Below are 25,354 nucleotides of genomic sequence, written 5' to 3'. Positions count from 1 at the left end.
CGTTATCTCCGGGGGGAGTCATCGGTATGGGTATTTTCCGTCGGAGTGTTGTATTCGGTTTCTTTTTCAGGCGCGGAATCGGTCTTGGTGTCGACCTCGTGCTTGGTTTTTTCTTCCTCTCCGTCAAGAGGAATCTGTGTCACTTCTGGGGCTTCCGGGTCGCGAGAATTACCGTCAACATCCTTGTTGCCATGAATGTCCTTGACCGCATGGGCACGGTTGTGGGCCGGCAGTTCGACGTCGAGGGATCCGGGCGGCGCCATGTCGTCATCCACTGTCGCGGCGATGATGGTCGAGTCGTCGAGCTCGGTGAGCTTTGAGAACATCTCGAACAACAATCTCTGCTGGTTGTGGGGAACCATGACATCGGCATCGTCAATGACGACTACCTTCGTCTCCCTCAGCATGGCAAGAGCCACCGACGCCACGGCACGCTCAATGGCTTCGAGCTGCTCGAACTCGCAGGAGCGGTCAATGCGGAAACCGACGATTTCCTCGATCTGACGCACCCTGCTCTCGGCTGTCTTGAGGTTGACAGCATCGAGGTGGCATCGCTCAGCGACTGATTCATTGAGGGTCAGGCGATCCTCCGGGACCACGTAATCGGCGATACGGGCCACGGACGTGCGATGAATGGCGCGGTAGGGCTCGGCCATCGCATCAATGCCGTCGATGATGAGGGTCCCGCGCGTTCTGCGGAACCGTCCGGAGAGGGCCAGCAGCAGGGCCGACTTTCCGGCGCCGGCGGGGCCATGGATGACGGCTAGCTGACGCGGCGCGAGGTCCATGTCGAGAGGCCCGAAGATCATTCCTTGCCGCCCATGGGCGTTCAAGTCGCGGGCGTGGAGCACCACTCCCGAGGCGTCCTCAAGGGCCTGGGTGTCGACCGGAGGACGTTTCGAGAAACGCATCACTGGAGGAACCCCCTGATTGAACGTTCGATGACATCCGTTATGACCTGCTGGTCAATGACTGCACTGGCCACGGAGTGTTCCAGGGCAAGCACGTTGACCAGGCTGAGGACCACCACCGCGAGGCTGCGTGGGTTGGCATCCTCCGCGGACTTGACGCGGTCGAGTACACAGTACTGGGTCGTCAAATCGACCAGTTGAGCGATCCGCTGTTTCTGCAGTTTTGTGTAGGCCTCGGCGATCTCCTCGTCATGGCGGGCCAGAGCACGGAATTCCGCGAGAATGACCTGCCACGGAGCATCTTCCAGGAGGATCTCCGTGAGCTTCTCGCTGATCTGCCTCATGACCTCGTCGGGGCTGCCACCGCTCGACAAGATGGGGGAGAGGGCATCGACGACATCCCTCTCGCCACTGGCAAGCCTTTCGGTGCACACCTGTCCGAAGAGGTCGGGCTTGGACCCGAAATTGGAATACACGGCCCCTTTGGTGAATCCGGCATCCGATGCGATGCGGCGCAGACTCGCGCCGGCATAGCCGTCCCGTTCGAAATTTTCGGTGGCAGCGACGAGTATGCGGTTTTTGACCTCGTCGCGATGAGGTCTTTCCACTGCGGCAGGCATCACGGGTTGTCGTCCTTCGAAAGAGCAAGGGGATCGTGGGCAGTACCACTGGTATCGGATACCGATGGTATCTGCATCGGGGTCTGTACCCAAATCGGTCGGCTAGGCTGGAAATCCCGAGTGCATCCGTGACGAGGAGGGTCATGCCACTGTCGCTGTCCGATCTCGATGAGGATTACCTCACCTCGAGTACAACCACCGATTCGTTTGCCCTGTTCTTGAGGCGTGTGGCCCCTGAGCTGCTGCCTACGACGACGGTGGACACCAGTGTTCCTGAGCTGTCGAGGCACGGCAGAACGGTGCTGGCCATCCGTTGCAGCGGGGGTGTGATAGCCGCCGCCGACCTCGGATCGGCGATGACGCGGCGCCCAAATCAGCGAGATATTGACCGAATTCTCGGCACCGATGATCGCTGTGTGACCGGAGTTGCAGGCGCAGCGGGTCTCTCGGGGGAGATGATTCGTCTCTTCCAGGCCGAGGTCGATCACCTCGAGAAGATCCAGGGACAACGGATCAGCATGGACGGTCGAGCCGCGAGGTTGTCGAGTCTGGTGCGCTCGAACGGCACGATGATGGCTCAGGGTATGGCTGTGACGCCGTTGCTGGCCGGGTGGGATGACCTCGCTCACCGTGGACGCATCTTTTCCTATGACGGAACGGGTGGATGCACCGAGAAGCACGCTCACGCCTGCGTCGGGTCCGGGACTCTGTTCGCCACCGATGTCCTCAATGACGGTTACCGCCCTGGGATGGATCGCGACGAAGCCATCATGCTTGCGATTCGCGCTCTGCACACCGCCATCAGCGACAACACCACCTCGGCCCTGTCGGGACCTGATTTGTCTCGTGGTCTGTACCCGACCGTTGCACATGCCGATTCCACCGGTGTCACGCGGATTCCCACCGAGGAAGTCGCGGTGCTGGCGAAGCGGGTCGTCGACGAGATCACCGCCGAGACGGAGCACGAGGAGGTCCAGTCATGACGATTCCTGCCTACGTTCCACCGAGTCAGTGGGTGGCCGACCGGGCCAGTTTCGTGTCTGATTCGATCCGTGATGGAGGTGACGGCATCGTCGTCGCTCGTTGCGTGGAGGGCATTGCGTTGGTTGCCCGTCAGAGTGGTGCAGATCTTCCCAGGGGTATGAGGTCGATCTCCGAGATTCACGATCGGCTTGCCTTTGCCGCGGTCGGGATCTTCCATGAGGCCGAGGACCTGCGGGTGGCGGGCATTCGTTTCGCCGATCTTCGTGCCTACGCCTATGACCGACTTGACGTCACGGGACGCAGCTTGGCGAGCATGTACTCCCGCATCATCGGCAAGGTCTTCACCCGCCCTGAGGTCAAGCCCTACCAGGTCCAGGTGACCGTGGCAGAGCTCGGCCTCGTTCCCTCCGAGGACCGCTTCTACACCATTGACTTCGACGGGACCGTGCGTGCCAGCACTGATCCCGTTCTCATGGGGGTGGCTTCTGAGGACTCTTTCGACCTGCCGGACCATGCGTCGGTGTCTGAGGTCGTTCGGGCTTCGGTGAGCGTTCTTGAGGCTGAACCAGAGAGCATCGAAGTGGGACTGCTCGATCGCCACGCCTCGACCCGACGCCACTTCCGTCGTCTCGACGCTGCCACCGTGCTGGAGGCTGACAGTGACGAGTCCTGAGGACGTTGCACTGGCCTTGAGGGGTCCCATTCTCATCGTCGGTGCAGGACTCATCGGTGCGTCAGTCGGGAAAGCCCTCGTCGCCGCGGGGGCTGACGTCCACCTGTGGGACATCGATCGCGGCAACGCCCTGGTGGCGGCCGGACGTGGCGCAGGCCAGCTGGACGGCCTCGACGACGATGCGTATCGGGTCGTCGTGGTGGCAACCCCGCCCGCCGCTGTCGCCTCGACCATCGTCGAGCGCCTCAACCGTCATCCCCACGCCGTCGTCACGGACACCGCGTCGGTCAAGGGAGCGGTGCTCGCCGAACTCATCGACTTGACAGCTGGTCGAGATGTCGATGTCACCAGGTACGTCGGCTCACACCCCATGGCTGGCACTCAGTACACAGGCCCGTTGACAGCTTCCGGCGAACTGTTCGTCGACCGCACCTGGGTGGTGACTCCCCGTACTGACAACCGGCATGATGACGTCGAGCAGGTCATTGCTCTGGCCAGGACGTGCGGCGCTCGTGTGGTGAGCATGGATGCTGACGAGCACGACCGCGCCGTGGCCGAGGTGTCTCACCTTCCTCACCTCATGAGCATCCTCACGGCGGCCAATCTGCGGCATGCACGTCCTGAGCACCTGCGGCTCGCTGGATCAGGCATCCGTGACGTCACGCGGGTGGCTCGTTCCCAGACCGCCATGTGGCGCCAGATCCTCAACGCCAACCGGGCCGAGGTGCGTAGCCAGTTGGAGGCCATTCGCGCCGACCTCGACGACTTGTTGTCTCGCCTCGACGACCCCGATCTCTTGGAGGAGTTCCTCGGCGTCGGGCAGTCGGGGGCACGCAAAGTCGCCGGTAAGCATGGTCACGAGATGATGAAGACCACGGCGGTCGTCGTCGAGATTCCCGATGCGCCTGGTGCCCTGGCGAGGTTGTTCGCTGATGTCGAGGCTGCTGGTATCAACGTCGAGGACCTCTCGGTCGAGCACGATCTGGCCCGTGAGGTCGGTTTCCTGTCGATCGATGTTGCCCCCGATCGGGCTGAGCAGCTGACGGTGTCAATGCGCGATCAGGGATGGACGGTGCGTTCCTGACTGCTGTCGGTGGATGCCGATAGTCTCGCCTCGTCGGATCGCCATTGAAAGGCAGGCAGAACGTGTCAACCTCACCTCTTGTCATCGCCATTGACGGGCCCAGCGGGTCAGGCAAGTCGTCGACCTCTCGGGGGGTTGCCAATCGCCTCGGCGCGGCCCATCTGGACACCGGATCGATGTATCGTGCGGTGGCTTGTCGCGTCGCTCATCTGGGAATTGATCCGAAGACCAATCCGTCCGACGCCATTGAGGTGGCTCGCACCTGCCGGTTGGACATCGACACCTCTGCCGACCACGACCTCGTCGTCATCGACGGGGAAGATGTCACTGTGGAGATTCGGCATCCAGACACCAGCGCCAAGGTGTCTGCGGTGGCCACGATCCAGCCCGTCCGTGACGCCTTGACCGCTCGTATGCGCCAAATCGCGACGGAGTGCGGACGGATCGTCATGGAAGGGCGCGACATCACCACGGTGGTGTGCCCCGACGCCCAGGTGAGGGTGCTTCTGGTGGCCGATCCTGCCGTCCGCATCGCTCGGCGTCAGGCCGAGCTGGGGGAGAAGGTCGACATGGAGCAGGTCATCGACTCGATTGTGCGTCGCGACCGTGACGACTCGACGGTATCGACCTTTGAGCAGCCGGCGGAAGGGGTTACGTTGATCGACTCCACCCGCCTCAATCTGGAGCAGGTCATCGACGCCGTCATCGGCCTGGTTCCTCAGTCGCTGCGCTGAGCAACGTTTCCGCGGGCGCGAGACCGTGTACCGTGGTTCAGTCCCCTAGCAGGAGTGTGTCCTCATGTCCGACTCGCCCGAGTTCTTCGACGGCCCCAGCGACGGCATCGAGGAGGCTCTTCCCAAGCCTGTTGTCGCCGTCGTGGGACGACCCAACGTGGGTAAGTCCACCCTCGTGAATCGCATCCTTGGACGTCGAGCGGCGGTTGTGCAGGACGTCCCCGGCGTGACGCGAGATCGAGTGTCCTATGACGCCGAGTGGTCCGGCCGTCAGTTCGTCCTCGTTGACACCGGAGGATGGGCCTCCGACGCATCGGGCATGGCCGCAATGATCGCCGAACAGGCAGAGTTGGCCATCTCGACGGCCGATGCCGTGCTGTTCGTCGTTGACGCCAACGTGGGTACGACGGATGAGGACGAAGCCGTCGTCCAGGTGCTGAGGCAGTCGCGCAAGCCCGTCGTCGTCGCAGCTAACAAGGTTGACGACGTGCGTGGCGAGGCCGAGGCCGCGACGATGTGGAACCTCGGTCTTGGGGAGCCTCACCCGGTGTCCGCCATGCATGGTCGTGGGTCGGGTGATCTGCTCGACGCCCTCATCGAGGTGCTCCCGGAAAGCCCGGCCAGTTATGAGACGACAGGTGGTCCGCGCCGTGTCGCCATCGTGGGCAAGCCGAACGTCGGCAAATCCTCGCTGCTGAACCGACTGGCCCGTCAGAACCGCGCCGTGGTCTCAGACGTGTCCGGTACGACTGTGGACCCGGTCGACGAGCTCGTCACCGTTGGCAACACCCTGTACCAGTTCATCGACACCGCAGGTCTGCGGAAACGGGTCAAGGAGGCCTCCGGGCACGAGTACTACGCCTCCCTGCGCACCCAGGCCGCCATCGAGCGCGCCGAGGTGTGTGTGGTCGTCATCGATGCCTCGGAGTCGATCAGTGACCAGGATCTGCGCATCCTTACGATGGTCGAGGAGGCCGGACGCGCGATGGTCATCGCCTACAACAAGTGGGACTTGACTGACGACGAGCGTCGGCGTTACCTGGAGCGCGAGATCGAACGGGATGTGCAGGCCTATGCGTGGGCTCCCCGGATCAACATTTCTGCTCTCAAAGGTCGCAACGTTGACAAGCTCGAGAAGGCCATTGAGACGGCTGCCGCAGGTTGGGAGACGAGGGTCTCGACCGGCAAGCTCAATGCCTTCCTCGGACGTCTGGCGGCTGCACACCCGCACCCGGTTCGTGGTGGCAAACAGCCGCGGATCCTCTTCGGCACTCAGGCTCACAACTGCCCGCCGACCTTCGCTCTGTTCACCTCCGGAATGTTCGACCAGGGGTACGTGCGGTTCATCATCCGGCGGTTGCGCGAGGACTTCGGCTTCGCCGGATCGCCAGTGCATGTCGAAATCCGTCCGCGTGAGAAGCGCAACAAGAAGTGACGGATTTGGTCGTAGGAGACGAAGTACGCTAGTGTACTTCCTCGGGTCGCCAAGCGATCCGATCGGGCTGTAGCGCAGCTTGGTAGCGCACTTGACTGGGGGTCAAGGGGTCGCAGGTTCAAATCCTGTCAGCCCGACAAAATGCCTGGTGGGAATGTTTTTCTCGCCAGGCATCAGTCGTCTATATTCCACGTCGCTATTCTGAGCGGGTGGACATGCCGAAGCCAACCCCGTTTCCTGCCCCCGCCGACGATCTCCGACTGGTCATCTCCGACATGGATGGCACCCTCCTCGACGGCGAGGGGAACATCCCAGCCCAGCTGTGGCCACTCCTGGAGATCATGAAGGATCGTGACGTCGCCTTCGTACCGGCCTCCGGACGCCAGTGCGCCACCCTGTCCACGATGTTCCATTCCCACCTCGACGGGATGCCAATCATCTCGGAGAACGGTACCTATGTCGTCCGCGATGGCGCCGACGTCTCCTCATCGATCATCGACCCCGACCTTGCGCACGAGGTGATTGAGGGAGTTCGAAGGCTCGTCGAAGATGGGCATGACGTCGGTTTGGTCGTCGCGACCAAGTCCATCGCATACCTCGAGCGCGGGGATGACCTTTTTGTCTCCCACGTCGCGACCTACTACCACAGCCACACCGTCGTCGATGACCTCACCGAGCACACCGGCGACGTCATCAAGCTGTCCATCTATGACTTCGGCGAGGCATCCGAGGTCACTCACCCGACGATGCAGCGCATCGCCCCTGACCACCAGGTCATCCTTGCCACCCCGAATTGGGTCGACATCATGAACCCCGGCGTGAACAAGGGCAGTGCCGTCAAGGCTGTGCAGGCCGATCTGGGTGTCACCCCGGACCAGACGGCGATCTTCGGCGACTTCCTCAATGACCTTGAGATGATGCCGCTGGCGAAGTGGTCCTTCGCAATGGCCAACGCCCATCCCGACATCATTGAGGCCTCGAACTACGTTGCTCCGTCCAACAAGGAGAATGGCGTCATCACGGTCCTCGCCGAGCTCCTCGACGTCGAAGTACCCGACGCCTGATCAGGCCAACCCAAACTCCCGGGCCCGCTGCCAGAGATGGTCGCGGGCGTCCGGGTGGGCAGTGTTCTCGATGAGTTGACGAGCCTGCTCATTCTGGGAGTTTCCGAACAGCTCAGCCGTGCCCTGCTCCGTGATGATGACCGAGGGCTGGATCGCCGAAACCGGTGAATCAAGCGTGTCCACGATCGTCGAACGGTTGGCTTTCGGATGCCAACTGCGCATGGTAATGAGGGCCTGACCGCCGGGGGAGTGCATGGCGCCCACCAGGAAGTCGGTGGATCCACCGACTCCGGAATGGATCTTGGTACCGACTCGAGTTGCGTTGACCTGACCGAACAGGTCCACCTGCAAAGCCGTATTGACACTGGTGGCCTTGGGCTGGCCAGCGATGATCCCGGGGTCATTCGTGGTCTCGCAGCGCAGCAACCGTACCCGCGGATTGTCGTCGAGCCACTCGTACAAGGCGGGTGTTCCCATCGCGAAGGTGCCGGTGACGACGCGATCGTCCAAGGTGTGAGCTTCGTCCAGGAGACGGATGGAGTCGGTGAGGAGTTCGGTCCACACGCCCACGTGGATGTCCTCGGGCAGCTGAGCGACGACGGCGTCAGGAACCGCACCGATCCCCACCTGGAGGGTGGCGCCGTCACGGATCCGGGAAGCCACCCGGTCACCGATCTGGCGGGCCAGCGGACCCGGGGACGGCATGGAGGCAGTTGGCAGGGAAGCGTCGACGAAAACGCCGATGTCAATGTCATCGACGTCAACGATTCCGTCGCCGAGGACATGGGGCATGTTCGGATTGACCTGGGCAATGATGAGAGCACCTCGCCGCTTGGCCGCGTCGAGGGCGGCCGGCAACACCTGGACCTCAATGCCCATGCTCACGGTGCCATTGCGTGGAGTGCTGGTGTGCAGAACGAGGATGTCGGGTGCGAGTCGCTCCTCGTAGAGGCTCGGTGCCAGGCTCAAACGACAGGGGACATACTCGAGGCTCTCGGCACGTCGACCACCCGGGCCGATGAAGATCGTCTCGTGAACGACGTCCTTGCGTGTGGGTACACCGACTGGCGCATTGATGCACACCAACCGCCACGTCTCGACACATCGGTCGATGATGCCCAGGAGTGGTAGGGGAGTGGCCCCCGAACCGCCACAGACCACCCGCGGCTGGCCTGCCACACCCCGCAAGACGCGTTCAAGGCTGACTTGATCCATCATGCGCACGACAAAGAGCGTAGTGGCTGGGACCCTTCACATGGTGGGCGCGACGACGAGAACTGGCAGAATGGTCACGATGTCACCCCGTCTGCCAGCGCACAGAACCAGCCCCGTAGGCCCCGGAGTCGGGACCGTCGAGACCAAGTACGCGACGGTTGCCACGCCGGACGACCCTCTCCATCTGATCGCAGGTGGCCGTCTCGATCACGTCACCGTCGCCTACGAGACCTACGGCACCCTCAATGAAGCTCGTGACAATGCGGTGTACATCTGTCACGCTCTCACCGGAGACGCCCACGCAGCAGGTTTCCACCCGGGAGCGGATCGCCCAGGGTGGTGGGACAACATCATCGGACCGGGTCGCGCCATCGACACCGACCGCTTCTTCGTCATCGCCTCCAACCTGCTGGGAGGCTGTTCCGGTACGACTGGACCGGCCTCGACCAATCCGGACACTGGAAAACGCTGGGGACTCGATTTCCCTCAAATCGATATGCACGACTTCGTCGAAGTGCACCTGCGACTCGCCGAGCACCTGGGTGTGGAGCACTTTCACGCCGTTGTCGGCGGCTCCATGGGCGGTATGCAGGCCCTCGACTGGTCGCTGACGTACCCGTCAACCCTGGACAACGCCATCATCATTGCCTCGTCGAGCGGGCTGACGGCCCAGAACATCGCGTTCTCCGCGGTGGGACGTGAGGCGATCCTGCGCGATCCAGCCTTTGCGGATGGCACCTATGACGACGTCCGCCCAAACACCGGATTGTCGATCGCGCGGATGCTCGCTCACATCACTTATCTGTCCGAGGACGCCTTCGCCGAGAAGTTCGGACGGTCTCGTCAGTCCGAATCGGTGGAACGCGGGTTCGGCATCAACTTCGCCGTCGAGTCATACCTTGATCACCAGGGCGAGGCCTTCCTCACCCGATTCGACCCACTCAGTTACGTCTATCTGACTCGGGTCATGGACTACTTCGACCCGTTCGGCCGCGCCGGGGCCACCGACGCACTGGTGGCAGATCCGGTCAACTTCCTCGTCATCTGCTTCGATACCGACTGGCGATTCTCCCCGGCCCACTCACGCCGGATCGCCCGTCATCTCGAGGGAGGAGGGCTACCAGTGAGTTTCGCAACGATCGCCTCGTCGTGGGGCCACGACTCCTTCCTCATGAAGCTCGACCCCTACCACGACCTCGTCAGGGCCTTCCTCACCGCCGATTGGTTGCCAATGAGGGCATCACCGCGGGCACCACATTTCGACGGCCACCTGTGCACGAGGGAGACGACGCTGTGACACTCCGTCCCGATCAACGCATCATCACCTCACTCGTGCCGTCCCATTCCCGCGTCCTTGACCTTGGATGTGGCGACGGCTCCTTGCTCCGTCACCTCATCACCACCCGAGACTGTCTGGGGACCGGTGTCGAGTTGGATCAATCCTCCCTGGCCACCGCGATGTCGGCGGGGGTGCCGGTACTGGGGATGGATCTCAACGAGGACCTGGGGGAGTTCCACGACGACTCCTACGACGTCGTCATCTTGTCGCAGACCCTGCAGGCCGTCGTCTCTCCTGACGTCGTCTTAGCGGAAATGGCACGCATCGGCACCCTGCTCATCCTGCTCGTGCCGAACTTCGTGTACTGGCGCAACCGACTCAAGATCATCGGAGGCAGGATGCCGGCCTCCCACGATCTGCCGTACTCCTGGCATGACACCCCCAACCAGTCGTATTCCGGCGTGGCGGACCTCGAGGACTGGTTCGCCGAGTTCGACCTGGAGATCGTCGAAAGGGTCTGCCTCGACGGCCGAGGTCGCCCGTCCCGGGTAGCATCTGCGGCACCGAATTTGCTCGCCGGATCTACCATTCACGTGCTGAGATCCCACTGGGCCGAACCGGGGACAGGGAGGAGCCACTCATGACCAAGCACCACGACGAGGAGGACGAGGATCGGTCGCCGATCTTGGAAGCCACCGACCGGCAGATCCTGAGTCTGCTCGAGGGAGACGGTCGGATGTCGTGGACCGAGCTCGGACATCAGACAGGTTTGTCCACCTCAGCCGCCCAGCAGCGCGTCAAGAGGCTCGAAGCCAAGGGAATCATCTGCGGCTACCACGCCACTCTCAACCTGGAAGCCATCGGCGCAGGCATTACGGCTTTTATCTTCCTCAACCCCATCGATCCTGAGGAGGACGAGAGGATCCCCGACATCTTGAGGACCTTCTCGGAGGTGCGAGGCTGCCACTCCATCGCTGGCGCGGCCTCCTACCTGGCGAGAGTTCAGGCGCCCAACACCAGTCACCTCGACCAGCTGGTCACCCGCATCCGCAAGGAGTGTCACTGCGGGACGGAAACGGTCGTCGTCCTCGACACCATGTTCGACGATCTCGGCATGCTGGGTACCCGGTGACGCACCTCTCCCACCTTCCGCGCACGTCGTGGCTGCGCGGCCTGGCTGCACTTGTCGCCGGCGCCGCCACAGGTACTGGATTCCAGCCGCTGGATTGGTGGATCCTCGTCATTCCAGGACTCGCCGCACTCATCCTGCTCGTCCGTCCCACGACAGGCCGTGCCGCGGCCGGTCTGGGATACCTCTTCGGTCTCGGCCTGTTCGCCACCACCATCGCCTGGGTCGGCGTCATGGGCCCTCCGGTGGCGGTGCTTCTCGTTGCCGTCATGGCGTTGTGGTGTCTCCTGGCCGGGTGGGCCATCCGCTGCGTCAGCGTCCTGCCCGGCGCACCTTTGTTCCAGGCTATGGTCTGGACGGCCACAGAAGTGGGAGCCGCTGCGGTCCCGCTTGGGGGCTTCGGCTGGGTTCGGCTGGCCTGGACTGTCGTCGACACCCCATGGGTCGGAGCCCTGAGGTGGGCCGGGACGACGGGGACGAGTCTTCTTGTCGCCCTGGCGGCAGCCCTCTTGGCGCGTGTCATCGCTGCCCGAGGAAAGCGGCGTGTCAATAATGCGGTTGGCCTCATGGCAGAACTCGTCGTCGTCGCAGTCCTGGCGACCGTGTCGGGGGCGATCGCCACACGCGACACTCATGATGACAGCGTTCGGGTACTCGTCGTCCAAGGGGGAGTGGACGGTACTGCCGGTCCCTACGCGATGGGCTATGCCCGGTCCGTCACGGACAATCATCTGTCCCAGACGATCATGGCCGTCGCCGAGCAACGGGTTTCAGGCAAGGGCGCACCCGACATGATCCTGTGGCCCGAGAACTCCACCGACATCGATCCAATTCTCGACGTTGAGAGTCACCAGATCGTCATAGGGGCGCTGGCCATCTCGAAGCGGCCAATCCTCGTGGGAGCAGTGACCGACGGACCCGGCGATGACGAGCGCCAGACGACGTCGATGTGGTGGCCGGCGTCGTCACCCAAGCCGACATCCATCTATCACAAACGCAACTTGGTGCCGTTCGGTGAGTGGATTCCCGCCAGGTCATTCTTCCTGCCGCTCATTCCCATATTGGAGAATATTGGACGCCAGTCCGTTCCGGGGACGACTCCGGGTGTCCTTGACTCGACTATTTCTGGGACGAAAGTCCCGGTCGGCGTGGTGGTCTGTTTCGAGGTTGCCTATGACGACACTGTCGCGGACACGGTTCGCCATGGGGCAAGAATTCTTGCGGTTCAATCCAACAACTCGTCATTCATCGATACCGCCCAAACTCCCCAGCAATGGCAGATCACCAGAGCGCGCGCGGTTGAAACGGGGAGACACATCATCATCTCGACGACGAATTCCTTTTCCGGGTTGGTCAATCCGGATGGCTCAGTAGCCCTGCGTACCGAAGAGGGGGCGCACACCAATTTCACGGTGCAGGTTCCGCAGGAGTCCGGGCTGACGCTGGCCGTGAGAATGGGGACGTGGCTACGGGTCGTCGTCGTTCTCGTTGCGGCTGGTGCGACAGTGGTGTCGGTGATTCGACGTCGCCGCGATATGCTCGCACAAGCAAACAACAGATCGGAGAGGAATGTTCGCCACCGACACTGAGGTCCGGCTCGATAAGGTCCTCGTCATCATTCCGACCTACAACGAGGCGGAGAATGTCGAGACGATTGTCGCGCGCACCCGCCGTGCTAATCCGAAGGTCGATGTTCTCGTCGCCGACGACAACTCTCCGGACGGCACCGGCGAGATTGCCGACCGTCTGGCGTCTGCAGACGATCACGTTCTCGTCATGCATCGGAAGGGCAAGGAAGGACTCGGTTCTGCTTACCTTGCCGGGTTCCACTGGGGTCTGGACCACGGCTACGACGTCCTCGTCGAGATGGATGCCGACGGCTCCCATCAACCCGAGCAACTGCCGTTGCTCCTCGAGGCCCTCAAACATGCCGACATGGTCAAGGGATCTCGCTACGTCAAGGGTGGGTCCGTCGTGAACTGGCCGAAGTACCGTGAGCTCATCTCGCGTGGTGGCGGCCTGTGGACCCGGATGTGCCTGGGAATTGGTGTCAAGGATCCCACCGGTGGATTCAACGCATTCCGCGCGAACACCCTGCGGACGATCGGTCTGGACGAGGTTGCCTCGGCCGGTTATTGTTTCCAACTCGACCTGACGTGGCGCACCCTCAAGAAGGGCATGACCGTCGCCGAGGTGCCGATTGAGTTCATCGAGCGCGAGTACGGCAACTCCAAGATGAGCAAGGAAATCGTCGTCGAGGCTCTGCTTCGCACCACCTTGTGGGGGGTTGACTATCGTTCCCACCAGCTCAAGGATCTCGGGCACGTCGCCCTCGAACGGGCTGAGCAGGTTGCCGGCGACATCAAGGACCGTCGTTTGAAGCGCTGAGGCCAACCAGAGCACATGAGAGTGCCCCTTCTCTGCTGGGCACTCTCATGCTCTTCGGGGCCACGACACGCTGACTCGGGGTCGCCCCAGGGTTCTGGCCGAGGATCAATCCCCCTTACGGATCTCCTCCAGCCTTTCAGCAAGCAATTCCTCGAGTTCGGGGATTGAGCGACGCTCAGTAAGCATGTCCCAGTGGGTGCGCTGCGGCTTCTGCTTCTTCCGCTGAGGATCGGTGCCGTCGCTCCGCAGCGCCTCAGCGCCACAGCGCGGGCACTCCCACAAGCTCGGCAGATCTGCCTCGGTGGAGAAGGTGAGGTCGAAGTGGTGACCGTTCTGACAGTCGAAGCCAATCTCTTGGCGTTCGGCCATCTCAACGCCTTCTTCGTCCTCGAAGCTCTTGGATCCCAAACCCATGCCTCGCAGTGCACGGTCGGCCATGATGCTCCCTCCTGGTCGTAGGCGTCAGGCCCTGGTTGGGCCGTCGTCTATGGGTCCAGCATCCCACAAGCCACAAATTCCGGGAGCAGAACCGAATTTCGGGACGGGCGTTCGCGTCGTGGAACAAGCTGTGACCAGTTGGGCATTCAGCTCGCCGCGACTCACCGTGGAATGAGTGTCGGGGCGTCCTTGGGCTGGTGAATGCGCGCGAAGTCGCACATGAGGTCGGGACGATCCGTGACGATCCCGTCGACTCCCATGTCCATGAGTTCTCGAGCCTCTGACACCTCGTTGATCGTCCAGACGTGAACCGCTCGACCGAGGCGATGGGCAGCGGCAACGAAGGTCGGCGTCACCAGGGGAACACCGTACCGGCTCACACGATGGGGGACCTGGTACGCGTCGCCTCGAGATTCGGCCATCTGGAGGCTGTTCGGTCCGACGACGGCCCACCCAACTCCGACCGGTCCCACCGCGGTGGCCGTGCGCTCGCGCACCAACCGGCGGAACGTTCGGATGCGTTTGCTGCTGAACGATCCGACGCAGACCCGATTCCAGGCCCGGTGACGGGAAAGGACCTCGATGAGGGGCATGGTGGCGGCGTCGTGCTTGATGTCGATATTGATGAAGGATTCCGGAAAGGCGTCGAGGACGTCATCGAGTGTGGGGATGGGCTCTCCGCCGACGCTGGCTTGTCTGACCGTGTGCCACGGCATCTTCGCAATGACACCGCTGGACTCGGTGACCCGGTCGAGAATGGGGTCATGAAAGGCCATGAGGACACCGTCACTGGTGGCGTGAACATCAGTCTCGAGGTGGGTGCACCCGAGATCCACCGCATGTCCGAAAGCCGCCAGGGTGTTCTCGATCCCCTTGTTGACGATCATTCCGGCTCCGCCCCGATGGGCAAGAACGGTGAACGGACGTTGGCAATACGGGTAGTCAGTGGCTCGCACAGCCATACATTCTGCCCCTGAGATGGTCCGGATCCGTGATCGCCATGGCAACTACAGTGTCATGCGTGAGCCCCACCGTCTTGTCATTGCAGTCCCATGTCGTCCAGGGAACCGTCGGAAACAGCATCGCAGTTCCGGTGATGCGCGTCATGGGGGTCCGAGCATGGGGGATGCCCACGGCTCTGCTGTCCAACCACAACGGCCGTTCCAGCGTCGCCGGTATCCCGATCGATGCTCAGCAGATCAACGGCATGGTTGACGCCCTCAACTCCAACGGCGAGCTCAAGCATGTTGACGCTGTCTTGTCGGGTTACCTCACGGCTCTCACCGGTCCCACCGTCTTGCGGACCGTGGAGAAGTGCCGGGAGCACCATCCCGATGCCATGTGGGTCTGCGACCCCGTCATGGGAGACATGGTTGGTGATCAGGTGAGGACTTACGTTCCTGACGACACCGTGGCTTTCATGAAAGAGGCTGTCCAGAGTGCCGACGTCCTTGTGCCGAATGTGGCCGAGCTCGGCATCCTGACCGACACCATGCCGCTCACGATTGACGAGATCGTGGACGCCGCTCGTGGCCTTGATGGCCCGAAATTCGTCGTCGTCACCTCAGTACCGCATCAGGACGAGAACGGTGACGGGCTGGCCATGGTTGCGGTGGCGGGGGAACGGACCATTGTGACCCATGGTCCCCTCATCGACCGTCACTTCAACGGCGCTGGCGACCTGACGACGGCAGTCCTGACGGCTCAGCTCGTCGCAGGGGAGTCCCCGGAGACTGCACTCGGCAAGGCTGCAGGCGTCGTCCATGCGGTCCTCGAGCGCACCTGGAACCATCCCGGTGACGAATTGGACTGGTCGCCCGAGGACGCCTCGGCTCAGCCGTGGAAGACGGAGATCTTGGCTCCCAGTGCCCCGAGTCGGGTGGGTAGGTCCTCGTAACCGCGGTTGATCATGTAGACGTCGCGCAGGGTCGTCTCGCCGGAGGCGGCCAGGGCAGCCAACAACAGGCAGACGGCCGGGCGCAGGGCCGGTGGGCAGATGAGTTCACGGCCGCGCCAGCGCGTCGGTCCCCGCACGATGAGTCGGTGCGGATCGAGGAGCTGGACGTCGGCTCCGAGTTTGCCCAACTCGAGCAGATGGATGGCCCGGTTCTCGTAGCACCAGTCGTGGATGAGGGTCTGGCCCTCGGCCTCCGCGGCGATGACGGCGAAGAACGGCAGGTTGTCGATATTGAGGCCCGGGAAGGGCATCGGGTGGATCTTGTCCGCGACCGCGCGCAGCTCGCTCGGGCGGACGGTGACGTCGACCAGACGGGTGAATCCGTTGTGGGAGACGTACTCGGGGGAGAGATCGAAGTCCAGACCCATCTCGGAGAGAATCGCCAACTCGATTTCGAGGAACTCGATGGGGCAGCGGGTGATCGTCAGCTCGGACTTGGTGACGACGGCTGCCGTGAGGAGGCTCATGGCCTCGATCGGGTCCTCGGACGGCGCGTACTCGACGTCGACATCAATGTTCTCGACGCCACGAATGCGCAGGGTCGTCGTCCCGATGCCCTCGATCTTGACGCCGAGCTGGCACAGGAAGACGCACAGGTCCTGAACCATGTAGTTCGGGCTGGCGTTGCGCAATATCGTCACGCCCGGAGTCTGGGCTGCGGCGAGCAGAGCATTCTCGGTAACGGTGTCGCCGCGCTCGGTCAGGACGATGTGACGCTCCTTGACCGTGCGATCCGTCATGTGGCACTGGTAGAAACCCTCGGTCGCGACGACGTCAAGACCGAAGGCGCGCAGGACCTGGAGGTGAGGCTCGACGGTACGGGCGCCCAAGTTGCAGCCGCCGGCGTAGGGGAGCTTGAAGGAGTCATAGAAGCGCATCAGTGGGCCGAGGAACATGATGACGCTTCGGGTGCGACGGGCGGCCTCGACGTCCATGTCGTCAAGGTTGAGCTCAGCAGGACGAATGAGGGTGAGGTCGCGCTCGTCCTCGGACCACTCGTAGGTGACGCCGATGGACGTCAGCACCTCAAGGATGCGATTGACCTCCTCGATGTGAGCGACTCCGCGCAACACAGTGCGGCCACGGTTGATGAGACAGCCACACAGCAGGGCAACGGCAGCGTTCTTGGAGGAACGCACCTCGATGGAGCCCTCGAGCTGGCGGCCGCCTTCGATGCGGTAGTTCATCGTGCCGCCACCCGGCTGGGTGATGATGGGGGACTCAAGGGCCTCGGCGATGCGGTTGATGTACTCCAGCGAGAGGTTCTGTGTGCCTGACTCGACCCGGTGGATGGCGCTCTGGGAGGTCTTGAGGAGCTCCGCCAGTTGGTTCTGCGTCATGCCGCGCTGCTTGCGTGCGTCGCGGATGAGGCGACCGACGGCAGCTGGGGTGATGTTGTCCACAGCAGATCCTTTCGACGAGATGAAGTCTTCCGACAAGGATATATCAGATCTGAGGTTGAACCGCGGGGCAGAAGGGGCCAGTCGCAACCCGACAGAAGTCTCCTCAGTGAGATCATCGTCACAGACCGACCTTCCCACTAGAGTGTTACCCATGAGCTCACATTTTGACGTTGTTGTCCTCGGAGCTGGCCCTGGCGGCTACGTTGCCGCCATTCGTGCCGCTCAGCTCGGCAAGAAGACCGCCATCATCGAGAAGGAATATTGGGGCGGTGTCTGCCTCAACGTTGGCTGTATCCCCACCAAGTCGCTTTTGCGCAACGCGGAACTTGCGCACATCGTCACAAAGGAGGCTGGCGCCTTCGGCATCGGCGGCGACATCTCCGTCGACTTCGGCAAGGCCTACAGCCGGTCGCGTGAGGTGTCCGACCGGATGGTCAAGGGTGTCCACTACCTCATGAAGAAGAACAAGATCACCGAGTTTTCCGGGTGGGGCGAGTTCACCGGGCCCAAGTCCGTCGTCGTCAAGGACGGGCAGGGTCAGGTGTCCGACGAGATCACCTTCGACAACTGCATCATCGCCGCTGGGTCCACCGTCAAGACCTTGCCGGGAACCCAGCTGTCGGACCGCGTCGTCACCTACAAGGAGCAGATCCTCTCCGACGAGGTCCCCGGATCGATCATCATCGCTGGTTCTGGCGCCATCGGCACCGAGTTCGCCTACGTCCTGGCCAACTACGGTGCCCAGGTCACCATCGTCGAGTACCTTGACCGGATGGTCCCCAACGAGGATCCCGAGGTCTCCAAGGAACTCACCAGGGCCTACAAGAAGCTCGGCGTCAAGGTCATGGCCGGCACCAAGGTCGAGTCGATCGACGACTCGGGAGACAAGGTCAAGGTCACGGTGAGTCCGGCCAAGGGTGGCGAGTCCACCGTGCTCGAGGCCGACCGAGTCCTGCAGGCCGTCGGCTTCGCCCCGCGGGTCGAGGGGTACGGCCTGGAGACCACCGGCGTCAAGCTCACCGAACGCGGCGCCATCGAGATCGACGACTTCATGCGCACCAGCGTCCCGGGCATTTACGCCATCGGTGACTGCACGGCCAAGCTCATGCTGGCCCACACCGCCGAGGCCCAGGGCGTCGTCGCCGCCGAGACCATCGCCGGGGCGCAGACCATGCCCATCAACTACGCCATGATCCCTCGGGTCACCTATTGTCAGCCGCAGGTCGCCACCTTCGGCTACTCCGAGGCCCAGGCCAAGGAACAGGGCTACGACGTCAAGGTGTCACGGTTCCCGTTCTCGGCCAACGGCAAGGCCTGGGGCATGGGTGACGGGTCCGGCTTCGTCAAGGTCGTCGCCGACGCCCGTCACAACGAGCTGCTGGGATCCACCATCATCGGACACGACGTGTCCGAGCTCATCCCGGCCCTCACCGTGGCACAGATGTGGGATATCACCACTGACGAGGTCGCCCGCAACATCTTCCCGCATCCGTCCCTGTCGGAGGCCCTCAAGGATGCTGTCGAGGGTATCGGCGGAGAGATGATCAACATCTGACGTTCTCATGTATGGCTTGAGGCGGGGTCCTGGTGACGGGGCCCCGCCTCGGCGTCTGGGCCACTAGCCCCGGTGTTGCCAACACAGAGCGGGTTCGAAGACGCGAATGGCGGGCAGGAGACCCACGACGAAGACGGATCGAGGGGCCGCAGATGACCGCGGCCCCTCGATCTCTGGTATCCGGTGTCAGTACGAGAGGTCCTCGTACTCCGGGTTGTCGATCTGGAGTTCGGCGTACCGGCTCTCGGGGGCCGAGACGTGGTACGGGCGACCCGTGGCCTGCCAGCTGAGGTTCGGCGCACAATGGACGTTCTGGGCATCGGCGTCGAGGATGATGAATCCCCAGGCCAGACGTCCTTCCTTGCCGGCGGGCAGGGTGTAGGGCCCGACGACCTGCTTGAGCGACCAGTGGACCTCGTTGACGTAGGTGAACCCGAAGGTCTGCGTCATGATCTTGGCCAGGTCACCCTGACCGGCAACCTTTGCGCTGACCTGGAGGGTCTGGGTGCGCGACTGTTTCACCTTCGTCGAGACGGGCACTGCATTGGCAGTGTTGTTCGCGACGCTGGAGGCGTCGGTCTGCTTGAACCAACGCTTCTTGGCCGTCAGGTAGGTGCCGTTCTCACCGGGGGTCGAGCACTCGGTTCCCGGCTCGTAGTCGGAGTTCCACCGTTGCGGCAGCTCGAACTGGGTGGGGTCACTGGCGGAGGCCGACTCGACCGCATGGGCGTCGGAGACGGCGAACGGGGCCACTGACAGGGCAGCCGCCGCCGCGAGTGTGACCCCGCGACGCACCTGGTGTGTCAGGAATCCCATGGGCGATCAGGCCTCGAGGGAGGGGTCGTTGTCGCGGGTGCTGATGGCGATGTGACGCTCCTTCGGAAGGCTCGCGGTGAACTCACCACCGTTGGCCTTCCAGGTGTGATCGGTGCCGCAGACGGTGTGCTGGCCACGGAAGTCCGAGACGACCCATCCGGCACGCAGGACCGCGGTCTTGCCCGGAGCCAGGTTGTACGGGCCGACGGTGTCGCCGACCTCGTAGGACTGGCTGTCGGTGTAGCTCGTCGAGAAGGTGACGTGGATGAGGTCGAGGATCGGGAAGTCGACCCCGGCCGAGACGTTCCAGGTCTTCGTCTTGGTCTCGGTGATGGTCCGGGTGATGGGCAGCGGCTCGTCGTTGTAGTTCGAGATGGTCCACGTGCCGGCCGAGCCGTCGAAGTAGCTACGGGTCCGGGTGATGGTCTGGCCGGTCTCACCGATGTTGGCGCAGGAGGCGCCGATCGTCGTGGGGTTGGCGGCCTGGGCCGGGGCGGCGGCCTGGGCCGGAACGACCGTGAAAGCGGCCGAGGCGGCGAGGGCTGCGGGAACGGCAAGCAGTCGGGTGATCATGAGTGTTCTCCTTCGTGGTCGGGATTGACGGTGGTCGTGGTGTTGAGGACGCCGAGATCAGCGATCTGACTGAGTCGGCAGGGGAACCTGGCGGTACTTGTCGGGAGTGACGTCAATCTTGCGAACGCTGCCGTCCCGGGAGGTGACGGTGGCCTCGGCCCAGAAACCGCTTGGCGCCGAGGCGGTGCCGTAGTTCGACACCAAGCTGTACTTTCCGTCTCTGCCGCAGTGGATCTCGCGATAGTTCACGCGGGTCATCGTCGTGCCATAGGTGACGCGCACGCGCTCACCGGGCTGCAGGTGTACCGCACCAAGGGCGGTTCCGACGGGCATGTAGGCACGGTTGGTGGCCCCGACGCTGCCAAGCCATCCTGCCGGCAGGCGGCCGTAGCGACCCATCCAGTTGGCGTACCCGTTGTACTGGGCACCCACGACGAAGTCGGTCACCGGGTGGTAGTCGTAGGGGGCCTTCGACCAGTTGAGGAAGTCCGTCGAGTAGCCGGGCTTGCGGTAGGTGGGCTGGATCGACGAGATGTCGTAGGGGTACCACGCGATGTCGCGGGCACGGCAGGTCTGACCCTTCGCCGGCCAGGACGGATCCTTCTGCGGAGCGACGGCGGGCTCGACGACGTGGTCGGTCGGCTTCGCCACGGACTCCAGGCTGGGGCCCGACATGGCGGTGTAGGCGTCCGATCCCATCGGCTTGCTGTTGGCACCCGCGTGGCGCGACGGGATCTGCATCGCCAGATCCGAGATGGAGCCGTCGGCGTGGATGAGGTAGACGAAGGCGTATCGCTCGGCCGGACCGGTGCCGCGAATGACGTTAGCGCCGTTGGAGTTCTGTAGGACGCCGTCGCGGCAGGTGACGAACATCGAGACGAAGTCCTTTTCGAGGACGCCGTATTCGACGCGGATCGACTCACCCGGCTTGAGCTTAACGGGACCGACGGTCTCACCCTCGACCCAGCCATTGGACAGCTTGAGGCCGATGTCAGACTTGGCGGTGGTGTTCCATCCGGAGGGGAGCTTCGCCGCCGAGGTCGCCGAAATGGCGTGGTTGCTCTCAGTTTCGATCGTGCCGGTGTACGGCACGACCTGATCGGTGCGGTTGGTGAACTGGATCGTGCCGTCGCTGAGGTAGCGTCGTCCCGTCTCACCGTAATGCCACTCGGGGTATCCCTGGGCGTGGGCGGAGGCATCCGTGCACGACTCATAGAGGTGCGCGATCGGATAGCCCTGCGGCTTGGGTGGAATGACGGCGTGAGCCGCCGGCACCTGCATCATGGCAGACACTGCGAGGACTGCCGAGGCAGCCGCCGCGAGGACTCTGCGCCCTGGACGTCTCTTCAAGGGCATGGCTTTTTCATACTCCTCACGGATTCGCATCCATAGGAATTGACGTGCTTCACAGAGCCCCTGTGGAAGTCGATGCACGCCCCTGTCAAGGAGAAGATGCACGCCCCTGTCAAGGAGAAGATGCACGCCCCTGTCAAGGAGAATAGGCAACCACCCCGGGAGGATCTGCGATCCAATGCTAGCGACGCGGAGGTTCAATTCGCAAAGGGCGGCGATCTGGAATATCCAGTAATGACGCGGTTGTGAACAGGACATGAACCCGTGATGACGAGCATGTGATCGGACACCGAACTGGGACAATGGCCCCCAGGCAGCAACAAGACCACTGAAACCCGTCGACAGCCTTTGTTTCATCTCGTGGATACATACCGAGTCTGCACGTCGCCTTTCCGGGCCGCCACCACTGCATGACCTCGCCTGTAGACAGTGTACGAGTGAGACATCCGCCACTTCTGGGACATGTCGCTCGGGATGGAGATTTCGATTCTCGGGGCGGGTTCATGAATGAGTGGGACGATTCACCACCTGCGTGGTACGGTGCGTCTCGCCGGTCAGGGAACCTGGTGCGAATCCAGGACTGACGCGCAGCGGTGTGGGTGATGGCTCGCCGCGAGCCCACTGGGTGGAGACACCTGGGAAGGGGACGAGCCGCGCGACCCCGAGCCCGAAAACCTCCCGGCGAATGCAGCCGCCGTACGCCTCGCGAGATGGGCGTCAACCGCCAGGAGTTCCTTTGCCACATGTCCGCCATCGAGACACCCATCCCTGCGCTTCGCCCGGGCAACGGCAACTGTCGGACGGATCGACGTCATCGCGGGCCCACGAGGATCACCGGTTGCCCGCCGGGCCCGTACTGCTGGTCCTGGCGGTTGCCCTCATCCTGAGCGTCGTGCTCTCGCTGGCCTTCGGCACGATCCGGCTGCCCATCGAACAGGCGTGGCACGTCCTGGATGTACACGTGCGCGGAGGCAGCGTCGAGGCCACCGTGGACCAGATCGTGTGGGGGTTGCGACTTCCACGAACGGTGCTGGCCGTCGTCGCCGGGGCCGGACTGTCCGTCGGCGGCGCCGTCATGCAGACCTTGGTACGCAACCCGTTGGCCGATCCCTACATGCTCGGGGTCTCGGCAGGGGCCAGCGTCGGGGCGACAGCCGTCATCACCACGGGAACGCTGGCGGCCTTCGGCGTGTACTCGCTGTACCTGGGTGCCCTTCTCGGTGCCCTCGTCGCGACCGCGGCCGTGTTCGGCATCGCCATGGCCCAGGGAGGTCTGAGCCCCTTGCGGCTCGTCCTCACCGGTGTCGTCATGTCCTCAGCCTTCAGCGCGATGTCGAGCTTCCTGGTCTTCCACAGCAACGACCCGAAATCGGCCCAGTCCGTCCTCTTCTGGCTGTTGGGCAGCGTGGCAGGCGCCTCTTGGCAGACCCTCGTGCCGACGGCGGTGGTGGTCGTCGTCACCCTGCTGTTGCTCATGATTGGATCCAGGTGGCTCGACGCGCTAGCAGCAGGCCCGGAACTCGCCTCCTCGCTCGGGGTTCCGGTCACCGGCCTGAGAGTCGCCCTTTTCATCGTCCAGGCCATCCTCGTGAGCGCGATCGTCGCGGTCTCCGGCGGCATCGGATTCGTGGGCCTCGTCATTCCCCACCTCACCAGGCTCCTCGTGGGACCGCGCCATCGCGTCGTCCTGCCGGTCAGCGCTCTGTTCGGCGCACTCTTCCTCGTGTGGGTCGACGTCCTCTCCCGGGTGGCAAGCCGCCCGCAGGAGACTCCGTTGAGCATCGTCACAGGTCTGCTAGGCGCCCCGGTGTTCCTACTACTGCTGGGACGGCGCCACTACCAGTACGCGGGGGCATGATGGGCACCCGACTGACCACACGACGTCTCGCGGCGCAGGTCGAGGGGCGAACCATCGTCCGAGACGTCGATCTGGACTTCGAGCCCGGTACCGTCACGGCCATCATCGGGCTCAACGGTTCGGGCAAGTCGACCCTGCTGCGTGCCATCGCCGGAATCAGCCGGCCGGCCGCCGGAGACGTGTTCCTCGACGATGTCCCCCTCCGACGTCTCTCGGCCAGACAACGCGCACGCCAGGTGTCCTTCGTCGCCCAGGAGGACTCACCACCTGGTGACCTGCTCGTGCGTGAACTCGTCGCCCTGGGACGTACCCCTTATGGACGGCCGTGGGACCACGGCGGTGAGGACGAGCATCGCATCGTCATGGAATCACTAGACCGGGTCGACATGTCCGACTACGCCGATCGGCCCTGCTCACGACTGTCCGGTGGAGAGCGCCGTCGAGTCATGCTGGCCCGTGGGCTGGCCCAGCGCACTCCCATACTCATGCTGGATGAACCGACCAACCACCTGGACCTGGCCCAGCAGCATCACCTGCTCGCACTCATCCGTGACCTCGACCAGACCGTCGTCGTGGCGATCCATGACCTCACGTTGACCGAGCGGTACGCCGATCACGTCGCCGTTCTCGCAGGGGGACGCGTGCTCACCCAGGGTCCACCACATGACGTGTTCACCCGTGGCGAGGTGAGCAAGGCATTCGGCATGAGGCTCACGCGCCACGTCGACCCCATCACGGGCCTATCCCATCTTCTCTGTGACCCGGCGAGCCCCGGCCCGTTGTGTCACACCCATCCCACTGACACATCCCGACCGGAAGGCACCTCATGACCCGATCACCACTCATCGTCGCCGGCGCGGCCGCCCTCACGAGTTGCGCCCACGTGACCCACACGAGTTCCTCGATCTCGAGCGGCTCCGGTCCCTCGACGGTCACCATCACCAACTGTGGTGCTCGCCGAGCCTTCCCCTCCCATGCGCGACGAGTGTTCGTCAACGACAGCAACATGGTCGCGATGATGTTGTCGATCGGCGCCGGCGACCAGATCGTCGCGGCGACGGGGATCAAGGGCCAGACCGATGCCTTGGCGAAGGTTTACGGCCACCGGGCGGTGTCGGCCCTGCCCGACAGTGACGGCTCCTACCCGACGCTCGAACAGGTTCTGGGCGCGCGACCCGACGTCATGCTCGCCGGGTACGGATATGGATACGGTGAAAGCACCCATCTCACTCCCGAGGAGCTGCGCGCACGGGGCATCAGTGCCTACGTGTTGTCGGAGAGTTGCCGTGCGAAGAGCGATGACAAGGCTCGCGGAGTCATGGATCCCTGGACGGCCCTGCGGTCGGATCTGAGCAACCTGGGCGCCGTCACAGGGCACACCCAGGAGGCCCGGAGGGTCGTCAAGGACATCGACACGCGACGTCGGGCTCTGGCCCGAGCCCCTCAGGCATCGACCAAGCCGACGGTGCTCATGGTCGACAGCGGCGACACCGGCAGCGTGTTCACCAGTGGGCGCTACGGCGGCCCTGAAGGCATCATCAAGGCGGCGGGTGCCGTGAGCGCCACCACGGACGTGGCCAACACGTGGACGACGATCTCGTGGGAGAAGATCGCGCAGACCCGACCCGACGTCATTGTCTTCGACGACTACCCCGGCCAGACGATGGCCCAGAAGGTCGCCCTGCTCGAGGCCAATCCGGCCACGAAGAACCTTCCTGCCGTGAAGAACCGCCGGTTCGTCAACATCGCGTACCCGGCGTGGACCAGTAGTCCACTCAACGTCGATGCTGCCGAGACACTGCGACAGTCCTTGGAGAAGTACCGCTTGGTCCCCGCGTCAGGGATCAAGCCGCGGCACGACGTGACCGCTCGCGGCTGAGCCCCC

At 63.4% G+C, this 25,354-nt stretch carries 25 protein-coding genes, 1 tRNA gene and 1 riboswitch; of the genes, 17 read left to right on the top strand and 9 right to left on the bottom strand.

What is annotated here, in order from left to right; translation table 11 throughout:
* Nucleotides 1–2 precede the first annotated feature (2 nt).
* Both PALO_RS04975 and PALO_RS04970 read right to left on the bottom strand, forming a co-directional pair.
* Nucleotides 3–911: an ATP-binding cassette domain-containing protein gene (locus PALO_RS04975; protein ID WP_015582663.1), complete on the bottom strand. Its 909-nt coding sequence runs from the start codon at nucleotides 909–911 to the stop codon at nucleotides 3–5.
* Entirely contained in the window at nucleotides 911–1,531 is a 621-nt protein-coding gene (locus PALO_RS04970; protein WP_021108458.1) for a TetR/AcrR family transcriptional regulator, read from the bottom strand. The genes PALO_RS04975 and PALO_RS04970 overlap by 1 nt, the downstream gene beginning before the upstream one ends.
* 143 nt (nucleotides 1,532–1,674) lie before the next feature.
* On the opposite strand from PALO_RS04970, the gene prcB reads away from it, so the two are divergent.
* The 7 genes from prcB (at nucleotide 1,675) to PALO_RS04935 (ending at nucleotide 7,505) form a co-directional block, all read left to right on the top strand.
* Complete coding sequence (gene prcB, locus PALO_RS04965; protein ID WP_015582662.1) at nucleotides 1,675–2,514, top strand: proteasome subunit beta; 840 nt, start codon at nucleotides 1,675–1,677, stop codon at nucleotides 2,512–2,514.
* Nucleotides 2,511–3,188 (top strand): proteasome subunit alpha, encoded by a 678-nt coding sequence (gene prcA / locus PALO_RS04960; RefSeq protein ID WP_015582661.1) that lies wholly within the window; start codon nucleotides 2,511–2,513, stop codon nucleotides 3,186–3,188. Before prcB ends, prcA begins: the two co-directional genes overlap by 4 nt.
* On the top strand, nucleotides 3,109–4,272 hold the full coding sequence (locus tag PALO_RS04955) for a prephenate dehydrogenase (protein WP_144010455.1): 1,164 nt from the start codon (nucleotides 3,109–3,111) through the stop codon (nucleotides 4,270–4,272). Before prcA ends, PALO_RS04955 begins: the two co-directional genes overlap by 80 nt.
* Before the next feature lie 62 nt (nucleotides 4,273–4,334).
* The gene (cmk, locus tag PALO_RS04950; protein ID WP_015582659.1) at nucleotides 4,335–5,006 is read left to right on the top strand and encodes a (d)CMP kinase; all 672 of its coding nucleotides are present in this window, start codon (nucleotides 4,335–4,337) and stop codon (nucleotides 5,004–5,006) included.
* A gap of 64 nt (nucleotides 5,007–5,070) precedes the next feature.
* Complete coding sequence (der, locus tag PALO_RS04945) at nucleotides 5,071–6,441, top strand: ribosome biogenesis GTPase Der (RefSeq protein WP_015582658.1); 1,371 nt, start codon at nucleotides 5,071–5,073, stop codon at nucleotides 6,439–6,441.
* Between the two features lie 63 nt (nucleotides 6,442–6,504).
* Nucleotides 6,505–6,578, top strand: a tRNA-Pro gene (locus PALO_RS04940).
* 78 nt (nucleotides 6,579–6,656) lie between these two features.
* Nucleotides 6,657–7,505 carry an HAD family hydrolase gene (locus tag PALO_RS04935; protein WP_023032715.1) on the top strand — a complete coding sequence of 283 codons (849 nt, stop codon included), beginning with the start codon at nucleotides 6,657–6,659 and terminating at the stop codon, nucleotides 7,503–7,505.
* Here PALO_RS04935 and PALO_RS04930 read toward each other — a convergent pair whose 3' ends face one another.
* Nucleotides 7,506–8,723: an acetyl-CoA hydrolase/transferase C-terminal domain-containing protein gene (locus PALO_RS04930; protein ID WP_041710029.1), complete on the bottom strand. Its 1,218-nt coding sequence runs from the start codon at nucleotides 8,721–8,723 to the stop codon at nucleotides 7,506–7,508.
* Between the two features lie 67 nt (nucleotides 8,724–8,790).
* Between PALO_RS04930 and metX the strand changes: the two genes are divergently transcribed.
* The 5 genes from metX to PALO_RS04905 are packed head-to-tail and all read left to right on the top strand — an operon-like array spanning nucleotide 8,791 to nucleotide 13,516.
* Nucleotides 8,791–10,017: a homoserine O-acetyltransferase MetX gene (metX, locus tag PALO_RS04925; protein ID WP_015582656.1), complete on the top strand. Its 1,227-nt coding sequence runs from the start codon at nucleotides 8,791–8,793 to the stop codon at nucleotides 10,015–10,017.
* Nucleotides 9,993–10,643 carry a methionine biosynthesis protein MetW gene (metW, locus tag PALO_RS04920; protein WP_004811259.1) on the top strand — a complete coding sequence of 217 codons (651 nt, stop codon included), beginning with the start codon at nucleotides 9,993–9,995 and terminating at the stop codon, nucleotides 10,641–10,643. The genes metX and metW overlap by 25 nt, the downstream gene beginning before the upstream one ends.
* Nucleotides 10,640–11,131, top strand: a complete 492-nt coding sequence (locus PALO_RS04915) for an Lrp/AsnC family transcriptional regulator (RefSeq protein WP_015582654.1) — start codon at nucleotides 10,640–10,642, stop codon at nucleotides 11,129–11,131. The genes metW and PALO_RS04915 overlap by 4 nt, the downstream gene beginning before the upstream one ends.
* Complete coding sequence (gene lnt, locus PALO_RS04910) at nucleotides 11,128–12,717, top strand: apolipoprotein N-acyltransferase (RefSeq protein WP_015582653.1); 1,590 nt, start codon at nucleotides 11,128–11,130, stop codon at nucleotides 12,715–12,717. Before PALO_RS04915 ends, lnt begins: the two co-directional genes overlap by 4 nt.
* Nucleotides 12,698–13,516, top strand: coding sequence for a polyprenol monophosphomannose synthase (locus tag PALO_RS04905; protein WP_004811255.1), 819 nt, complete (start codon nucleotides 12,698–12,700; stop codon nucleotides 13,514–13,516). The genes lnt and PALO_RS04905 overlap by 20 nt, the downstream gene beginning before the upstream one ends.
* A gap of 105 nt (nucleotides 13,517–13,621) precedes the next feature.
* Here PALO_RS04905 and PALO_RS04900 read toward each other — a convergent pair whose 3' ends face one another.
* On the bottom strand, nucleotides 13,622–13,954 hold the full coding sequence (locus PALO_RS04900; protein ID WP_004811252.1) for an RNA polymerase-binding protein RbpA: 333 nt from the start codon (nucleotides 13,952–13,954) through the stop codon (nucleotides 13,622–13,624).
* Nucleotides 13,955–14,115: 161 nt separating this feature from the next.
* The gene (locus tag PALO_RS04895; RefSeq protein ID WP_004811250.1) at nucleotides 14,116–14,910 is read right to left on the bottom strand and encodes a glycerophosphodiester phosphodiesterase family protein; all 795 of its coding nucleotides are present in this window, start codon (nucleotides 14,908–14,910) and stop codon (nucleotides 14,116–14,118) included.
* 65 nt (nucleotides 14,911–14,975) lie between these two features.
* Between PALO_RS04895 and pdxY the strand changes: the two genes are divergently transcribed.
* The gene (gene pdxY, locus PALO_RS04890) at nucleotides 14,976–15,851 is read left to right on the top strand and encodes a pyridoxal kinase (protein ID WP_015582651.1); all 876 of its coding nucleotides are present in this window, start codon (nucleotides 14,976–14,978) and stop codon (nucleotides 15,849–15,851) included.
* On the opposite strand, the gene PALO_RS04885 is transcribed toward pdxY, so the two are convergent.
* On the bottom strand, nucleotides 15,788–17,314 hold the full coding sequence (locus PALO_RS04885) for a helix-turn-helix domain-containing protein (RefSeq protein ID WP_015582650.1): 1,527 nt from the start codon (nucleotides 17,312–17,314) through the stop codon (nucleotides 15,788–15,790). The genes pdxY and PALO_RS04885 overlap by 64 nt on opposite strands.
* Nucleotides 17,315–17,465: 151 nt before the next feature.
* On the opposite strand from PALO_RS04885, the gene lpdA reads away from it, so the two are divergent.
* The gene (lpdA, locus tag PALO_RS04880; RefSeq protein WP_015582649.1) at nucleotides 17,466–18,869 is read left to right on the top strand and encodes a dihydrolipoyl dehydrogenase; all 1,404 of its coding nucleotides are present in this window, start codon (nucleotides 17,466–17,468) and stop codon (nucleotides 18,867–18,869) included.
* Between the two features lie 186 nt (nucleotides 18,870–19,055).
* Here lpdA and PALO_RS04875 read toward each other — a convergent pair whose 3' ends face one another.
* The 3 genes from PALO_RS04875 to PALO_RS04865 are packed head-to-tail and all read right to left on the bottom strand — an operon-like array spanning nucleotide 19,056 to nucleotide 21,614.
* Nucleotides 19,056–19,685 carry a hypothetical protein gene (locus PALO_RS04875; RefSeq protein ID WP_015582648.1) on the bottom strand — a complete coding sequence of 210 codons (630 nt, stop codon included), beginning with the start codon at nucleotides 19,683–19,685 and terminating at the stop codon, nucleotides 19,056–19,058.
* Between the two features lie 6 nt (nucleotides 19,686–19,691).
* Nucleotides 19,692–20,258 (bottom strand): hypothetical protein, encoded by a 567-nt coding sequence (locus tag PALO_RS04870; protein ID WP_015582647.1) that lies wholly within the window; start codon nucleotides 20,256–20,258, stop codon nucleotides 19,692–19,694.
* A gap of 57 nt (nucleotides 20,259–20,315) precedes the next feature.
* Nucleotides 20,316–21,614, bottom strand: a complete 1,299-nt coding sequence (locus PALO_RS04865) for a hypothetical protein (RefSeq protein ID WP_015582646.1) — start codon at nucleotides 21,612–21,614, stop codon at nucleotides 20,316–20,318.
* A 553-nt stretch (nucleotides 21,615–22,167) separates the two neighbouring features.
* Nucleotides 22,168–22,288, top strand: a riboswitch (cobalamin riboswitch).
* A 161-nt stretch (nucleotides 22,289–22,449) separates the two neighbouring features.
* On the opposite strand from PALO_RS04865, the gene PALO_RS04860 reads away from it, so the two are divergent.
* From PALO_RS04860 to PALO_RS04850, 3 genes are read left to right on the top strand one after another with little or no spacing between them, the layout of a single operon-like run.
* Complete coding sequence (locus PALO_RS04860; protein ID WP_004811235.1) at nucleotides 22,450–23,469, top strand: FecCD family ABC transporter permease; 1,020 nt, start codon at nucleotides 22,450–22,452, stop codon at nucleotides 23,467–23,469.
* Nucleotides 23,466–24,299: an ABC transporter ATP-binding protein gene (locus tag PALO_RS04855; protein WP_004811233.1), complete on the top strand. Its 834-nt coding sequence runs from the start codon at nucleotides 23,466–23,468 to the stop codon at nucleotides 24,297–24,299. The genes PALO_RS04860 and PALO_RS04855 overlap by 4 nt, the downstream gene beginning before the upstream one ends.
* Nucleotides 24,296–25,348, top strand: coding sequence for an ABC transporter substrate-binding protein (locus PALO_RS04850; protein ID WP_015582645.1), 1,053 nt, complete (start codon nucleotides 24,296–24,298; stop codon nucleotides 25,346–25,348). Before PALO_RS04855 ends, PALO_RS04850 begins: the two co-directional genes overlap by 4 nt.
* Nucleotides 25,349–25,354 lie beyond the last annotated feature (6 nt).

It is taken from the genome of Cutibacterium avidum 44067 (genome assembly GCF_000367205.1).
In the GTDB taxonomy this organism is placed as follows: domain Bacteria; phylum Actinomycetota; class Actinomycetes; order Propionibacteriales; family Propionibacteriaceae; genus Cutibacterium; species Cutibacterium avidum.
This window is presented reverse-complemented; position numbering and strand designations above follow the sequence as displayed.

Coding starts and splice junctions, on each gene's coding strand:
- PALO_RS04975 (WP_015582663.1), bottom strand. CDS start 911: ATGCGTTTCTCGAAACGTCCTCCGGTCGACACCCAGGCCCTTGAGGAC.
- PALO_RS04970 (WP_021108458.1), bottom strand. CDS start 1,531: ATGCCTGCCGCAGTGGAAAGACCTCATCGCGACGAGGTCAAAAACCGC.
- prcB (WP_015582662.1), top strand. CDS start 1,675: ATGCCACTGTCGCTGTCCGATCTCGATGAGGATTACCTCACCTCGAGT.
- prcA (WP_015582661.1), top strand. CDS start 2,511: ATGACGATTCCTGCCTACGTTCCACCGAGTCAGTGGGTGGCCGACCGG.
- der (WP_015582658.1), top strand. CDS start 5,071: ATGTCCGACTCGCCCGAGTTCTTCGACGGCCCCAGCGACGGCATCGAG.
- PALO_RS04935 (WP_023032715.1), top strand. CDS start 6,657: ATGCCGAAGCCAACCCCGTTTCCTGCCCCCGCCGACGATCTCCGACTG.
- PALO_RS04930 (WP_041710029.1), bottom strand. CDS start 8,723: ATGATGGATCAAGTCAGCCTTGAACGCGTCTTGCGGGGTGTGGCAGGC.
- metX (WP_015582656.1), top strand. CDS start 8,791: ATGGTCACGATGTCACCCCGTCTGCCAGCGCACAGAACCAGCCCCGTA.
- PALO_RS04915 (WP_015582654.1), top strand. CDS start 10,640: ATGACCAAGCACCACGACGAGGAGGACGAGGATCGGTCGCCGATCTTG.
- PALO_RS04905 (WP_004811255.1), top strand. CDS start 12,698: ATGTTCGCCACCGACACTGAGGTCCGGCTCGATAAGGTCCTCGTCATC.
- PALO_RS04900 (WP_004811252.1), bottom strand. CDS start 13,954: ATGGCCGACCGTGCACTGCGAGGCATGGGTTTGGGATCCAAGAGCTTC.
- lpdA (WP_015582649.1), top strand. CDS start 17,466: ATGAGCTCACATTTTGACGTTGTTGTCCTCGGAGCTGGCCCTGGCGGC.
- PALO_RS04875 (WP_015582648.1), bottom strand. CDS start 19,685: ATGGGATTCCTGACACACCAGGTGCGTCGCGGGGTCACACTCGCGGCG.
- PALO_RS04870 (WP_015582647.1), bottom strand. CDS start 20,258: ATGATCACCCGACTGCTTGCCGTTCCCGCAGCCCTCGCCGCCTCGGCC.
- PALO_RS04865 (WP_015582646.1), bottom strand. CDS start 21,614: ATGCCCTTGAAGAGACGTCCAGGGCGCAGAGTCCTCGCGGCGGCTGCC.
- PALO_RS04855 (WP_004811233.1), top strand. CDS start 23,466: ATGATGGGCACCCGACTGACCACACGACGTCTCGCGGCGCAGGTCGAG.
- PALO_RS04850 (WP_015582645.1), top strand. CDS start 24,296: ATGACCCGATCACCACTCATCGTCGCCGGCGCGGCCGCCCTCACGAGT.